Genomic DNA, 14,699 nt, shown 5'->3' with positions numbered 1-14,699 from the left:
AGACGCTGACTAGCGGCTGTGCGCTTCGGTTTTCTTGGACCCTACTGCCCGCAAGCCCTGTGCGCCGAAGCTGTCGGCGGGCGATCCGGCCATGGACCAGAAGGTGCGCGATGTGATGGAGCGCCAGCTGGCGCAGATGGTGCGGCTGGTCGACGACCTGATGGACGTCAACCGCATCTCGCGCGGCAAACTCGAGCTGCGGCGCGAACGGCTGCCGCCGGCGGCAGCCGTGGAGCAGGCCGTCGAGGTCTGCCGGCCGCTGCTGCAGCAGCACGGACACCGCCTGCGGGTGGACCTGCCCGACCTGCCGGCCCTGCGGTGGGGCGACCCGGTGCGGCTGGCGCAGATCTTTGGCAACCTGCTCACCAATGCCTGCAAGTGCACACCTGCTGCCGGCGAGATCGCGTTGAGCGCCGCGCTGGCGGGCCCGCAGGTCCGGGTCAGCATCAAAGACAACGGCGCCGGCATTCCGGCCGATCAGCTGGAGCATATCTTCGAGATGTTCACGCAGGCCGGCAAGACGCTCGAGCGTGCGCAGGGCGGTCTCGGCATCGGACTGATGCTGGTGCGGCAACTGGTGCAGATGCATGGCGGCACGGTGCTCGCCCGAAGCGATGGCCTGGGCAAGGGCAGCGAATTCACGGTGCTGCTGCCGCTGGGCGGTCCGCCGCAGGCGCCCGTGCGACGCGCATCTGCCTGCGCGTTTGTCGGAAAGGGCGATTGCACGCGCAAGGCTTTGCAGCTTGCAGCTCGGCATTGATCGATTCGAGACCCACCAAGGCTTGAATCTTCTGCGGGTGTCTGCGGCAGCCGATGCTGCGGCAGCCGACGCTGCGGCAGAAAGCGCGCACGCGCTGGGCCGGCTCGCATGCGGTTCGGCATTTGAGCGGCCTCGGTGAGGGCCGGGCCATCGCCGTAGTGCATGCAGGGCGGCGGGAGGGCAGATGAGGCTCCGGGAATGTACGGAGGTCATTCGATCAGCTGTCCTACAACTGCTTTATGTTACTGATCGTAATATATTGCGCTAAGTGTTCAGAATTGTCCGTGGCCGTACAGGATGCTTCATGGTGGGCATTGTGACCGCGTGACTGCTACGTCCAGGGTGCGCTTGCTGCCTGGTTTTTCATCATTGAGGCGATTATGAGCAATGATTTTTACTGCATTTTGTACTGCAGTCAGCTAGCACCGTCAGCGCCTTTCAATGCGGTGCCGGACATTATAAGAACGGCACGCAGATTCAATGCTTCCAACGATGTCACGGGCATTTTGGTATTTGATGGAGTCAATTTTCTACAGCATCTGGAGGGGCCTGACATCATTCTGGTGGAATTGATCACGCGGATAGCCCGCGATTCGCGGCATGTGAATTTTCGACTGCAATATCAAGGAAGAGGCTTTGGCAAGCGGCGCTTTCGCAGCTGGTCCATGGCATATGCACACATTGAAGACGATGAGCCGCTGAAGACCATCCAGCGGCTTGAAGGCAGAGAGGCAATGATGCACTTCTCGGAGCTGGTGCCCAGTCTTGAGATTGCACCGTGATTTGGGTCTGTCTCGACATATCGATCAGGAATTGCCATGAGCGTCACCATTTATGCAGTAGTGAATCATGAAGGCTATATAGCGGCATTCGTCAACGCGCAACTGGTGCCGGAGATCGCGTTGCGGCCCGATGCGGTGCTTGCGCCAAAGGAGGAGGAGGTCTTGAGGGAGGGCAAGGTCTGGCGTTGGCGCGGGAATGCCTGGGCGCAAGTACCTGATCCCAGGGGATTGCTCAGCCACCATCTGCAACCTTCCGCGCGCGCGCAGGGCTGGGCGCAATGGCCGGGCCCCACCGGGCGGCCCTGAGCGAAGGTGGAAGCTATCAGCCGCGACTGGGACGAAAAGGCCCGCGCAATGGCGGGCCTGGAAGCTGTGCCAGCCGGCGCGGGCCTGAACGATCTGCGGGCTTCAGGTGGGGTGGCTGTCGCCGTCGTGCTTGGCCGGTGGGATCTTCGCAGGAGTGTTTTGAGCCGTGCGCCGAATCATCAAAATCGCAATTGCGGTGCCCGCGGCATACATGACACCGATAGCAAATTCAACCAGTTCATGCTTTCCAAAGGCACTCCAAAAGGCGAGTGCAGCAGCCGCGAAAAATATGAACGATAGAAAATGGATCAGCTTGTTTATATAGCCAAAAACTATCATGGAGGCCGATATAGCCAATGTTGCCACGACAAAAGCGGTACCCACAACCTGCGTATTTCTGTGCATAGATCCTCAGTTAGGTGAAGCTGGATTGTCGCGCATGACGCACTTTTGAAATGGTGTATGTAGGAGTAAGTCTTTACTTTGTACCTTTTGCGCAACTATCTAAGCAGGCGCTTGAGGATCCCATTGACATATGTACAGACTATTCGTTCATTGAAAGCAATAGGGAGTGGAGCGGTATGAAGGTGTGGAAGCCACTTCGCCGAATCCCTCCCCGGCACGGCGCACCGGAGCGTCCTGGCGTGACCCTCATTGAAGCGGGCTGGGCTTGATTCCAGCTGCGTCAACCGCGTGTCGCGTTTGTGCTTCGCTTCACTCTACGGCTTGCGTGTCCCTCCACGCCGCCACTTCAATGAGGGCCCCGGGCGTCACATCGGCGGCATGCTCCTCCACTAAAACTGTTGTTTTGAACAGTGTTGTGATTTTATACAGTTTTCATGGTCAGAAAATGCTTTCCATCGTTCACGCTGTCACTGGGTGGATCTAAGCAACGCTCGCGCAGCAAACGTACGGGAGCTGGGATGGGCGCGCGACGCCGTCGCTCTCAAGGGCGGTGGCGGGCCGCGCCTGGTTGGGACGAGCCAGAACGCAATGGCACGTCGAGAACCACCTCGAGCGCGGGCGCCATCAACGAACCCTTGCCATGGCCTTCCGTATGCATGCGATGTGATGGATTGTCAGGTTGGTCAACAGTCGTAAAAGGCACTTTCGTTACCTCAGGTCTTACCCTAATCTCTTTTCATCAATGTCATTGGATGTTGTTGAAAAGGATGCTGTATGAAAAAGGCATCAGCGCACCAGGAAACCATCGAGCGTCTGGCAACTTTGAAAGCAGAGGGCGGTCATCTGTTGTTGACAACCAAGGGTGATAACTCTGCGGCCCATGCGCGATTGCGCATGATTGATGCAAAGATAAGATCGCTATCGGGCCAGCTGGGACGCCCGGCATTGGCCGGCCCTAAAAGGTCGTGACAACCAGCCTTCGCTGCCACCCGCACCGCCCAGCTTGAAGCCAACGCCAATGCCTCGCGAGATCTCGCAGATCCGCACGCGCAACTCGGGGGGCTTGCTGCAAGAGGCGCGGGACTGATCGTCCGACTTGGCGGATTGAGCGAGCTCCAAGACGCCAGGTGAAGGCGCTGAAGGGGCAGGCGGCAGCGGATGATGTGCTGATCGGAGAGACAGCCAGTACTTTGAACCAGCGTCCCTGGAGTGTCCCCAGCAATCCCTGCTGCTGCTTTAAGTCGCTGACAAGCTGAAGAATTTCTGGAGCGGGCGATGGGAATCGAACCCACGCTATCTGCTTGGGAAGCAGAAGTTCTGCCATTGAACTACGCCCGCATGAGGTCGCCTGCCAACGCCTTGCACGTCGACTGAACCAGCGCCGCAAGTATAGGACATCCACGGCATCCGCTACAGGAAGTTGCATTCGGGCCGCGTCAGATGGCCGGCCGTGCCACATGGATGCGGTCGCGGCCCGACTGCTTGGCTTCGTAGAGCAGGGCGTCGGCATGCGCCAGCGCGGCGGCAAGCTGATCGAGCCCGGCGATGGGAGCGATGCCGAAGCTGATGGTCAGGCGTTGGCTGCTGGGCAACAGGTTCTTTTCTTCGCTCAGCTGGGCGCGGATGCGCTGGGCGATGGCTTCGGCTCCCGCCAAGTCCGTGCGCAGCAGGAGCACGAACTCCTCGCCGCCAAAGCGCGCCACCAGGTCGTCGCTGCGCACCTGCTGGGTCAGCGCACCGGCCACGGTCTGCAACACGCGGTCGCCATAGGCATGGCCCCAGCGGTCGTTGATATCCTTGAAATGGTCGATATCCCCCACCAGCAGCGTCCACGGCCCGCGTCGGCGGTCGCGCAGCCGCGGTTCGGCGGCTTCGCGGAAGGCGCGGCGGTTGAGCAGGTTGGTCAGCGGGTCGACGTTGCGCTCGGCACGCAGCGCACTCATCGCATCGCGCACGGTGACCGCCAGCAGCAGCACCGCAAACAGCAGCACGAACAGCAAGGTGATGCCGAGCATCATCATCCAGTAGAAGCCGAAGGCGCTGTCGCCTTCCTTCATGCGGCCGAGGGCCAGCGACAGCAGCGGGCGGATGCTGGTGTTGATGGCAAAGAGCACATAGGACCAGTACATGCTTCGCTCGAGCCAGCCGGCAGCGGGCCCGCGCCGCAGTATGGCTGGCGCGGGAAGCAATTGCAGCAGGCCCAGTCCGGCATTGAGCCAATACAGCCGGGTCCAGACATCGGGCTCGACCTGGCTGTAGTAATACATCGTGCCCAGAACGACTGACGCGATGGCCGCGCCCAGCAGGGGCCGGGCCGACACCCCGTAATACCCGGCGATGCCACGTGCAAAGCTCCAGGCGCCCAACAAATACATGACGCCCGTGACCAGTGCCCAGCGGTGCAGTTCCTCGGGCGGCATCAGGGTCTGCCAGCCCAGTGCCAGGCCGACCAGCGCATAGCTTGTCGCCGCCCAGGGCAGATAGTGGTGGCGGCGCTGCATCAGCCAGCCGCCCAGCAGCGTGCCGCCCAGCAGCAGCATGCAGGCTGGAATGATCAGCAAGAAGAGGCGGTCGACAAGAAAGGACACGGGGAAATACAGGCTCAGGGGGCGGAGACGCGAAGTGAGCGACCACGCCGGACGCTTGGGAGGCCATTGCGCGCGGTTCGCGGATGCGCATTCTGGCAGCGACTGTCATCCTGATGGTTCCCGGATGACCTACCGCAGCGTAGGTATTCCTTCATTTGCATCATGCCAGTAAGCGGATGGTTGCGGCAATTTTCGCATCGACGCGTTTAAGGAGTTGACGATGCACCAACACCTCTGCCGCTGTGCCTCGGCGGCGCAACCCCTAGAATTCCGGCTGGTGGCGCAGCATGTATTGGTCCTGGGAGCGGCGTGAGCGATTATTTTTCCGCGGTGCGCGCGGCTTTTTCGGCGGATGGTCTGATTGCGCGGGCGCAGCCGTATTTCCGCCCGCGCGCGGGGCAGACCGAGATGGCGATGGCGGTTGCCGAGACCATCGACCACGGCGGCGTGCTGGTGGTCGAGGCGGGCACCGGCGTGGGCAAGACCTATTCCTATCTGGTGCCCGCGCTGCTCAGCGGACAGCGTGTGTTGATCTCCACCGCCACCAAGGCCTTGCAGGACCAGCTGTTCTCGCGCGACCTGCCCAGCCTCACGCGCATGCTGGGCCTGCCGCTGCGCATGGCCCAGCTCAAGGGCCGCCCCAGCTACCTGTGCCAGCACCATCTCGCGCAGGCACGCCAGGGACGCGGTGCGCCACGCGACCCGCAACTGCTGCGCACATTGGCCCAGGTCGAGGAGTGGGCGAAGCTGACACGCACCGGCGATCTGGCGGAGCTGTCGTCGGTGGGCGAGGATTCGCCGGTCTGGCCGCTGGTCACCTCAACGCGCGACAACTGCCTTGGCAGCGCCTGCCCGCAGTTCGAGCCCTGCCACCTCAACGTCGCGCGCCGCGCCGCGCTCGATGCCGATGTGGTGGTGGTCAACCACCATCTGTTCTTTGCCGACCTGGAGGTGCGCGAGTCGGGCGTCGCGCAGTTGCTGCCATCCGTTGGCGTGGTGGTGTTCGACGAAGCGCACCAGCTCAACGAGACCGGCATCCAGTTTGCGGGCACGCTGATCGGCACGGCGCAGCTGCAGGGCTATGCGCGCGATTTCCTCGCGCAGGCGCTAGAACACGCGCGCGGCATGGGCGACTGGATGCAGCTGAGCGCCGATCTCGAGCGCTGCGTGCGCGACCTGCGCCTTGCCGCCGGGCGTTCGGCCGCGGGCACGCGCCTGCGCTGGCTGGGCAGGGTGCCCGATGGGCTCGATGCGCTGGCCTGGCGCGGCGCGTTCTCGGCGCTGGGCCAGGCCTTGCATGCGGCGCTGGTGGCACTGGGCAATGTCGAGGAAATGGCGGCCGAGCTGCGCCAGCTGTATGCGCGCGGCGAAGCGCTGCTGGGCCGGCTGGCGCTGTTCGGCAAGACCAGCAGCGACGACTGCGTGCGCTGGCTCGATATCGGCAGCCGGCATCTGCGCATGATCGAATCGCCGCTGAGCATTGCGCGCATCGTGCGCACGCGGCTGCTGCAGGAGGACGAGACCGGGGGCGAGGCCCCCGTCGATGCCTCTCGGCGTCCCGGCGCCTGGATCTTCACCTCGGCCACGCTGGGCGACGATGACGATCTGAGCTGGTTCACCGAACCCTGTGGCTTGCGCGATGCGCGCGTGCTGCGCGTGGACAGCCCGTTCGACTATGCACAGCAGGCCGCGGTCTACGTGCCCCAGGAATTTCCCGTCCCCGGCACGCCGGCCCACAGCGCCGAGGTCGCGGCGCTGGTGCAGCGTTCGGCCGAAGTGCTGGGCGGGCGCACGCTGGTGTTGACCACGACCACCAAGGCACTGCAAGCCATCGGCGCGGCGCTGCAGGCGCAGTTCGGGTTGTTCTCGGATCTGGAGGTGCTGGTGCAGGGCCAGGCGCCCAAACAGGTGTTGCTCGAACGCTTTCGCGCGGGCCGGCAGGGCGGCGGCAGGGGCTGCATCCTGGTGGCGTCGGCGACGTTCTGGGAGGGCGTGGACATGCCCGGCGATGCGCTTGAACTGGTGGTGATCGACAAGCTGCCGTTTCCGCCGCCCGACGACCCGCTGGTCGAGGCGCGCTCGCAGCAGCTCGAGGCCGTGGGGCGCAATGCCTTTCGCGACTATATGCTGCCCGAGGCGGCCATGGCCCTGAAGCAGGGCGCGGGGCGACTCATCCGGCGCGAAACCGATCAGGGCGTACTGGTGATCACCGACACCCGCCTGGTGTCGAAACCCTATGGCCGGCGGCTGCTGGCGGCGCTGCCGCCAATGCGCCGCCTGCACGCGCCCGCCGATTACGACGCGGCGCTGGCCGCGCTGGCGCTTACCAGAACTTCCACCAGGGATTCGACTTCTTCGTGAGCTCGCTGGCGCCTGGCGCGGCAGCCGTACCGGCGGGGTAGGTGGAGTCGAGCACGCGCTGGGCGTCGTCGCGCAGCTGGGTCATGCCCAGCGCGTCGTAGGACTTGATCAGGATCAGCAGCGCGTCGCGGCCCGCGGGCACGCCTTCGTAGTCGGTCAGAGCCGACTGGGCACGGCCGATGGCCGCCACATAGGCACCGCGGTCGTAGTAGTAGCGCGCGACATGCACTTCGTACTGGGCCAGCGAGTTGACGATGTACGTCATGCGCTGGCGCGAATCGTTGGCGTACTTCGACTCGGGAAAGCGCGTGACCACGGCGCGAAAGGACTCATACGAATCCTTGGCGGCCTGCTGGTCGCGCTCGGACAGGTCCTGGCGCGACAGCCAGGAGAACATGCCGAGGTTGTCGTTGAAGTTGACCAGGCCCTTGAGGTAGAGCGCGTAGTCGGTGGCCGGGCTCGCGGGGTGCAGCTTCAGGAAGCGGTCGAGCGTGGCCTGGGCCTGGGCCTTGTCGCCGGCCTTGTACTGGGCATAGGCCTTCTCGAGCTGGGCCTGCTGCGCCAGCGGCGTGCCCGCGGCGCGGCCTTCGAGCTTTTCAAACAGCGGCACGGCCTTGTCGAAGGCGCCGGCCGAGACTTCGTCGCGTGCTTCGGTATAGATCCGGTCGGGAGTCCACTTCGCGGTGGGATCTACCTGGGTGCTGGAGCAGGCCGCCAGCAGGCCCGCAGCGAGCACGGCAGGAAGAAGAGGCGAGGACAAACGCAGCATGGCAGCAAGCTTTCTGGCAATGAGGGGCATCTGTTGGCACTCCCGCGGGAGTGCAGAGCTGACGCGCATTTTCTGGAACGGGTCGTTCACCCTTCGACAGGCTCAGGACGAACGGAACCTGCGCCGTTCGCCTCGAGCCTGCCTTCAGCTGTTGCAACCGCGGGCATCGAAGCGAAAACGCGCTAGGAACCGCATTGTAATGTCCGCAAAGGCCCGCGCCGCGCGGGGCCTGCGGGCGGCGGCTGCGGCCCGGGCGGCCCCGGCCTTTCTACAATGCTGCCCATGTTTGTTCATTTGCGCCTGCACTCCGAGTTCTCCGTCGTCGACGGAACCACCCGTATCAACGCCATCGTCAAGGCCGCCGCGGCCGACGGGCAGCCGGCAATGGCCATCACCGACTACAACAACATGTTCGGTGCGATCAAGTTCTACAAGGAAGGACGGGGCAAGGGTGTCAAGCCCGTGCTGGGCACCGAGATCCAGCTGGAAGGCGAGGACGGCGCCGCGCCTTCGCGCGTGATCCTGCTGGTGCAGAACAAGGCCGGCTACCACAACCTGTGCGAACTGCTGGCGCGCGGCTGGACGCGCAACGTCGTCAAGTCGCAGGCGGTCTATACCTGGGAATGGCTGCAGGAGCTGGGCGAGGGCCTGATCCTGCTGTCGGGCGCGCAGGCCGGCCCCGTGGGCCAGGCCCTGCTGCGCGGCGACACCGCGGGTGCGTCGGCAATGGCGCTGCGATTGGCAAAACTGTTTCCCCATCGCTTTTACATCGAGTTGCAACGGGCGGGCCGACCGGACGATGAGCCGCATGTGCTTGCCGCGGTGCAATTGGCCGCGCGGCTGAACCTGCCCGTGGTCGCCACCCATCCGATCCAGTTCGCGACGGCCGACGACTACGAAGCCCATGAAGCACGCGTTTGCATTGCCGAGGGCGAGATCCTGGGCAACCCCAAGCGCGTGCGCCGCTTCACGCGCGAACAGCATTTCAAGACCCAGGTCGAGATGCAGGCCTTGTTTGCCGACCTGCCGTCGGCGCTGGAAAACAGCGTCGAGATCGCGCGCCGCTGCAGCCTGACGCTGGTGCTGGGCCAGCCGCAGCTGCCGAACTTCCCCGTGCCCGAGGGCATGACCATGGAGTCGTTCTTCCGCCAGGAATCGTTCGATGGTCTCGAAGTGCGGCTGGCGCTGCTGTATCCCGATGTCGCCAGGCGCGATGCCGAGCGGCCGCGCTATGTCGAGCGCCTGGAGTTCGAGCTGGCCACCATCCTGAAGATGGGCTTCCCGGGCTACTTCCTGATCGTGGGCGACTTCATCAAGTGGGCCAAGAACAATGGCTGCCCGGTGGGTCCGGGCCGGGGTTCGGGCGCGGGCTCGCTGGTGGCCTATGTGCTCAACATCACCGACCTCGATCCGCTGGAATACAACCTGCTGTTCGAGCGCTTCCTCAATCCCGAGCGCGTGTCGATGCCCGACTTCGACATCGACTTCTGCCAGTCCAATCGCGACCGCGTCATCGACTACGTCAAGCAGCGCTATGGCCGCGACGCGGTGAGCCAGATCGCGACCTTCGGCACCATGGCCGCGCGCGCGGCCATCCGCGACGTGGGCCGCGTGCTCGACATGAGCTACATGTTCTGCGACGGCATCTCCAAGCTGATCCCGAACAAGCCCGGCCTGCATGTCACGCTCAAGTACCCGCCGAATCCGAAGAAGGACGGCGACAAGTACACCTACGCGATCGAGGCCGAGCCGATGCTGGCCGAGCGCATCGAGAAGGAAGAGGACGTCAAGACGCTGATCGAGATGGCGCAGCGCCTCGAGGGCATGACGCGCAATATCGGCATGCACGCCGGCGGCGTGGTGATCGCGCCGGGCCGGCTGTCCGATTTCTGCCCGCTGTACCAGCAGCCCGGCAGCGACTCCGCCGTGAGCCAGTTCGACAAGGACGACGTCGAGTCCATCGGCCTGGTGAAGTTCGACTTCCTGGGCCTGGCGACGCTGACCATCCTGGAGATCGCGCGCGAATTCATCGTCAAGCGCCACAAGGGGCAGGAAGACTTCGCCTACGAGCGCATTCCGCTGGACGATTACCCGACCTACAAGCTGTTCTCCGAGGGCAAGACCGAGGCCGTGTTCCAGTTTGAAAGCCGCGGCATGCAGGGCATGCTGCGCGACGCCAAGCCGAGCCGCCTCGAGGACCTGATCGCGCTCAACGCGCTCTACCGTCCGGGCCCGATGGACCTGATTCCCAGCTTCGTGGCGCGCAAGCATGGCCGCGAGGTGGTCGAGTACCCGCATCCCATGGTCGAGAAGGTGCTGGCTGAAACCTACGGCATCATGGTCTACCAGGAGCAGGTGATGCAGACCGCCCAGGTGCTGGGCGGCTACTCGCTGGGCGGCGCCGACCTCTTGCGCCGCGCGATGGGCAAGAAGAAGGCCGACGAGATGGCCAAGCACCGCGAGCTGTTCCGCGAAGGCGCGGCCAAGAACGGGCTCGACCAGCAAAGGGCCGACGAGGTCTTCGACCTGATGGAGAAGTTCGCGGGCTACGGCTTCAACAAGTCGCACGCCGCCGCCTACTCGCTGCTGGCCTACCACACCGGCTGGCTCAAGGTGCACTACACGGCCGAGTTCTTCTGCGCCAACATGACCGTGGAAATGGATGACACCGACAAGCTCAAGGTGCTCTATGAAGACGCGCTGAAGATGGGCTTGACCTTCGAGCCGCCGGACGTCAACCGCGGCCGCTACCGCTTCGAGCCGGTCACCGACAAGGTCATCCGCTACGGCCTGGGCGCCGTGAAGGGCGGCGGGCAGGCCGCGATCGAGGCCATCGTGGCCGCGCGCGAAGGCGTGGGCACGGGCCCGCGCGGCAGTGAGAAGGGGCCGTTCAAGAGCCTGTTCGACTTCTGCGTGCGCGTGGACCGCACCCGCCTGAACAAGCGCACGCTCGAAGCCCTGATCAAGGCCGGCGCCTTCGATGCCATCCACCAGAACCGCGCGGCGCTGGTGGCATCGATCGACACTGCGTTCGAGTTCGCCAATGCCACGCATGCCAACGCCAACCAGGGCGGCCTGTTCGACATGATGGGCGACGACGCCGTGGGCTCGAGCACGCAGGAGCCCGAGCTGGCCGAGCGCCTGCCCTGGGGCATCAAGGAGCGTCTCACGTTCGAGAAGACCGCCGTGGGCTTCTATCTCTCCGGCCATCTGTTCGATGAGGTCGAGAGCGAAGTCCGGCGCTTCGTGCGCACGCGCATCGAGGAGATGCGCGACAGCCGCGAGCCGCAGGTCATGGCCGGCATCATCAGCGACTTCCGCGCCATCAGCGGCCAGCGCGGGCGGCTGGGCCTGTTCAAGATCGACGACAAGTCGGGCGTGATCGAGGCTTCTGCCGACGAGGGCGTGCTCAACGCGCACAAGGATCTGCTCAAGGAGGACGAGTTCGTCGTCGTCAGCGGCCGTCTGCAGCTCGACCACTTCAGCGGCGGCCTGCGCATGAAGGTGCAGCAGCTGTGGAGCCTGTCCGATGCGCGCTGCAAGTTCGGACGCTACCTGCAGGTGAGCGTCGGCGAGGTCATGCCCGACGTGATCCGCGTGCTCGGCGATTTCCCGGCGCGCCGCGTGGAGCAGGAACAGGCCGAACCGCTGGTGCACGGCCTGCGCGTGCGCCTGGGCCTGCGCTGCGAGTCGCCGCAGGGTGCGGCCACCGCCGAACTGCAGCTGGGCGACACCAGCCGCTTCTACCCCAGCGACGCGGCGCTGGCCGCCTGGTCGGCCCAGGCGGGCAGCGGCAAGGCGGTGGTCATCTACGAATGAAATCCAGGATCCGCGCGGCGCGGCGGCAGCCGCGGCGCCGCGCGGGCTTGAAATCGGCCTTTTCCTTCCCATCTGCTACCACTGAAGAGCCCCGGTGGCTCGCTAGAATGAATTCATGACACAACCCCCTTCCATTCCACCCAAGCCCCCGGAGGGCCCAGGCGCAGATGACGCTGGTTCGGTCGTGATGGAGCGGCGCGCGCAGCGTGTGCAGCCACCGAAGATGTACCAGGTAGTCATGCTCAACGATGACTACACCCCGATGGAATTCGTGATTGCCGTGCTGCAGGAGCTCTTTGGCAAGGATCGCGAGACCGCAACCCAGATCATGCTCAAGATCCATCTCGACGGCCGTGGCGTGTGCGGGGTCTACCCGCGCGACATCGCTGCCACCAAGGTCGATCAGGTGCATCAGGCGGCGGCAAAAGCAGGTCATCCACTACAGGCAACACTGGAGCCTGTTGAATAAGCTGCAACCGCCCCGATTTATCTCCATAATGAAATCACGCAAGCCCAAAGGAGTCCTCTCATGATTGCTCAGGAACTGGAAGTCAGCTTGCACATGGCCTTTGTCGAGGCCCGTCAGCAGCGCCACGAATTCATCACCGTGGAACACCTTCTGCTCGCACTGCTCGACAATCCCAGTGCGGCCGAAGTGTTGCGCGCCTGCTCGGCGAGCATTGACGATTTGCGCGCCTCCTTGTCCAACTTCATCAAGGACAACACGCCGCAGGTCGCCGGCAGCGACGAAGTCGATACCCAACCCACGCTGGGCTTCCAGCGGGTGATCCAGCGCGCCATCATGCACGTGCAGTCCACGGGCAATGGCAAGAAGGAAGTCAACGGCGCCAACGTGCTGGTGGCGATCTTCGGCGAGAAGGATTCGCATGCTGTGTACTACCTGCACCAGCAGGGCGTGACACGCCTGGATGTGGTCAACTTCATCGCCCATGGCATCAAGAAGAGCGAGCCGCCCGAGGCCGCGAAGTCCGAGGGCCAGTCCGAGGGCGAGGAGGGCGGCGGCAGCGAGCGCCAGGAAAAGGCCTCGCCGCTGGAGCAGTTCACGCTCAACCTGAACCAGGCCGCCAAGGAAGGCAAGATCGATCCGCTGATCGGGCGCAACTACGAAGTCGAGCGCACCATCCAGATCCTCTGCCGCCGGCGCAAGAACAACCCGCTGCTGGTCGGTGAGGCCGGCGTGGGCAAGACCGCGATTGCCGAGGGCCTGGCCTGGCGCATCACGCAAGGCGACGTGCCCGAGATCCTCACGGATTCGATCGTCTATTCGCTGGACATGGGCGCGCTGCTGGCGGGCACCAAGTACCGCGGCGATTTCGAGCAGCGCCTCAAGGGCGTGCTCAAGTCGCTCAAGGACAAGCCGAACGCCGTGCTGTTCATCGACGAGATCCACACCCTGATCGGTGCGGGCGCGGCGTCGGGCGGCACGCTCGATGCGTCCAACCTGCTCAAGCCGGCGCTCTCCAGCGGCCAGCTCAAGTGCATCGGTGCGACCACCTTCACCGAGTACCGCGGCATCTTCGAGAAAGATGCGGCGCTGTCGCGGCGCTTCCAGAAGGTCGACGTGGTCGAGCCCACGGTGAGCGAGACGATCGAGATCCTCAAGGGCCTCAAGACGCGCTTCGAAGAGCACCACAACGTCAAGTACGCCGCAGCGGCGCTGCAGGCGGCGGCCGAGCTGTCGGCCAAGTACATCAACGACCGCCATCTGCCTGACAAGGCCATTGACGTGATCGACGAAGCCGGTGCTGCCCAGCGCATCCTGGTGGCGTCCAAGCGCAAGAAGACCATCGGCAAGGCCGAGATCGAGGAAATCGTGGCCAAGATCGCGCGCATTCCGCCCGCGAACGTGTCCAACGACGACCGCAGCAAGCTGCAGACGCTGGAGCGCGACCTCAAGAGCGTGGTGTTCGGCCAGGACAAGGCACTTGAAGTGCTGTCGTCGGCCGTGAAGATGGCGCGCTCGGGCCTGGGCAAGGGCGACAAGCCGATCGGCTCGTTCCTGTTCAGCGGCCCCACGGGCGTGGGCAAGACCGAGGCGGCCAAGCAGCTGGCGTTCATCATGGGCGTGGACCTGATCCGCTTCGACATGTCGGAGTACATGGAGCGCCACGCGGTGAGCCGCCTGATCGGCGCGCCTCCGGGCTATGTCGGGTACGACCAGGGTGGCCTGTTGACCGAAGCCATCACCAAGAAGCCGCACGCGGTGCTGCTGCTCGATGAAATCGAGAAGGCGCATCCGGACATCTTCAACGTGCTGCTGCAGGTCATGGACCATGGCACGCTGACGGACAACAACGGACGCAAGGCCGACTTCCGCAACATCATCATCATCATGACGACGAATGCGGGCGCCGAGACCATGAACAAGGCCAGCATCGGGTTCACCAACCCGCGCGCGGCGGGGGATGAGATGGGCGACATAAAGCGCCTGTTCACGCCCGAGTTCCGAAACCGCCTGGACGCGATCGTGGGCTTCAAGTCGCTCGATGAGCAGGTCATCATGCGCGTGGTCGACAAGTTCCTGCTGCAGCTCGAAACCCAGCTCGCGGAAAAGCGTGTCGAAGTCACGTTCACCGATGCGCTGCGCAAGCACCTGGCGAAGACCGGCTTCGATCCGCTGATGGGCGCGCGTCCGATGCAGCGCCTGATCCAGGACACGATCCGCCGCTCGCTGGCCGACGAACTGCTGTTCGGCCGCCTGGTCGACGGTGGCCGCCTCGGTGTGGATTGGGTCGAGGGCGAGAACGGTGCGCCTGGCGAGGTCAAGCTGGACATCCAGGCCGTGCCGCGCAAGGACAAGGGCCGGTCCGAGCCCGCCGAGCCCGAAGAAGCCACCGCCGATTGACCACCCGGTGCTGACACCCTCCCAAGCCGACAGCCTTGCGCTG

The 14,699-nt window shown here is 64.3% G+C and carries 10 protein-coding genes and 1 tRNA gene; 7 read left to right on the top strand and 4 right to left on the bottom strand.

Annotation, left to right across the window (positions count from 1 at the left end; translation table 11 throughout):
- Positions 1 to 34: 34 nt before the first annotated feature.
- From HUK68_RS10000 to HUK68_RS09990, 3 genes are all read left to right on the top strand, one after another.
- Positions 35 to 760, top strand: coding sequence for a sensor histidine kinase (locus tag HUK68_RS10000; RefSeq protein WP_244146134.1), 726 nt, complete (start codon positions 35 to 37; stop codon positions 758 to 760).
- 380 nt (positions 761 to 1,140) lie between these two features.
- Positions 1,141 to 1,542 carry a BLUF domain-containing protein gene (locus tag HUK68_RS09995; RefSeq protein WP_175504066.1) on the top strand — a complete coding sequence of 134 codons (402 nt, stop codon included), beginning with the start codon at positions 1,141 to 1,143 and terminating at the stop codon, positions 1,540 to 1,542.
- A 36-nt stretch (positions 1,543 to 1,578) separates the two neighbouring features.
- Positions 1,579 to 1,848, top strand: a complete 270-nt coding sequence (locus HUK68_RS09990) for a hypothetical protein (RefSeq protein ID WP_175504065.1) — start codon at positions 1,579 to 1,581, stop codon at positions 1,846 to 1,848.
- Between the two features lie 102 nt (positions 1,849 to 1,950).
- On the opposite strand, the gene HUK68_RS09985 is transcribed toward HUK68_RS09990, so the two are convergent.
- The 3 genes from HUK68_RS09985 to HUK68_RS09975 form a co-directional block, all read right to left on the bottom strand.
- A complete protein-coding gene (locus HUK68_RS09985) occupies positions 1,951 to 2,232 on the bottom strand; it encodes a hypothetical protein (RefSeq protein WP_175504064.1) in 282 nt (93 codons plus the stop codon).
- 1,285 nt (positions 2,233 to 3,517) lie between these two features.
- A tRNA-Gly gene (locus HUK68_RS09980) sits at positions 3,518 to 3,591 on the bottom strand.
- Between the two features lie 98 nt (positions 3,592 to 3,689).
- A complete protein-coding gene (locus tag HUK68_RS09975) occupies positions 3,690 to 4,841 on the bottom strand; it encodes a GGDEF domain-containing protein (RefSeq protein WP_244146133.1) in 1,152 nt (383 codons plus the stop codon).
- A gap of 309 nt (positions 4,842 to 5,150) precedes the next feature.
- Here HUK68_RS09975 and yoaA point away from each other — a divergent pair, with 309 nt between their 5' ends.
- Positions 5,151 to 7,202 carry a DNA repair helicase YoaA gene (gene yoaA / locus HUK68_RS09970; RefSeq protein WP_244146132.1) on the top strand — a complete coding sequence of 684 codons (2,052 nt, stop codon included), beginning with the start codon at positions 5,151 to 5,153 and terminating at the stop codon, positions 7,200 to 7,202.
- On the opposite strand, the gene HUK68_RS09965 is transcribed toward yoaA, so the two are convergent.
- Entirely contained in the window at positions 7,165 to 7,971 is an 807-nt protein-coding gene (locus tag HUK68_RS09965; RefSeq protein ID WP_175504063.1) for an outer membrane protein assembly factor BamD, read from the bottom strand. The genes yoaA and HUK68_RS09965 overlap by 38 nt on opposite strands.
- A 282-nt stretch (positions 7,972 to 8,253) precedes the next feature.
- On the opposite strand from HUK68_RS09965, the gene dnaE reads away from it, so the two are divergent.
- The 3 genes from dnaE to clpA all read left to right on the top strand — a co-directional run bounded on the left by dnaE (position 8,254) and on the right by clpA (position 14,656).
- On the top strand, positions 8,254 to 11,790 hold the full coding sequence (gene dnaE / locus HUK68_RS09960) for a DNA polymerase III subunit alpha (RefSeq protein ID WP_175504062.1): 3,537 nt from the start codon (positions 8,254 to 8,256) through the stop codon (positions 11,788 to 11,790).
- Between the two features lie 115 nt (positions 11,791 to 11,905).
- Positions 11,906 to 12,259: an ATP-dependent Clp protease adapter ClpS gene (gene clpS / locus HUK68_RS09955; protein WP_175504061.1), complete on the top strand. Its 354-nt coding sequence runs from the start codon at positions 11,906 to 11,908 to the stop codon at positions 12,257 to 12,259.
- Positions 12,260 to 12,319: 60 nt separating this feature from the next.
- Positions 12,320 to 14,656, top strand: coding sequence for an ATP-dependent Clp protease ATP-binding subunit ClpA (gene clpA, locus HUK68_RS09950; RefSeq protein WP_175504060.1), 2,337 nt, complete (start codon positions 12,320 to 12,322; stop codon positions 14,654 to 14,656).
- Positions 14,657 to 14,699: the final 43 nt, after the last annotated feature.

Source organism: Comamonas antarctica, assembly GCF_013363755.1.
Classification (GTDB): Bacteria; Pseudomonadota; Gammaproteobacteria; order Burkholderiales; family Burkholderiaceae_C; genus Comamonas; species Comamonas antarctica.
Note: the sequence above shows the minus strand (reverse complement) of the source record. Positions and strands in the feature narration are given on the sequence as shown.

Coding starts and splice junctions, on each gene's coding strand:
- HUK68_RS09995 (WP_175504066.1), top strand. CDS start 1,141: ATGAGCAATGATTTTTACTGCATTTTGTACTGCAGTCAGCTAGCACCG.
- HUK68_RS09990 (WP_175504065.1), top strand. CDS start 1,579: ATGAGCGTCACCATTTATGCAGTAGTGAATCATGAAGGCTATATAGCG.
- HUK68_RS09965 (WP_175504063.1), bottom strand. CDS start 7,971: ATGCTGCGTTTGTCCTCGCCTCTTCTTCCTGCCGTGCTCGCTGCGGGC.
- dnaE (WP_175504062.1), top strand. CDS start 8,254: ATGTTTGTTCATTTGCGCCTGCACTCCGAGTTCTCCGTCGTCGACGGA.
- clpS (WP_175504061.1), top strand. CDS start 11,906: ATGACACAACCCCCTTCCATTCCACCCAAGCCCCCGGAGGGCCCAGGC.
- clpA (WP_175504060.1), top strand. CDS start 12,320: ATGATTGCTCAGGAACTGGAAGTCAGCTTGCACATGGCCTTTGTCGAG.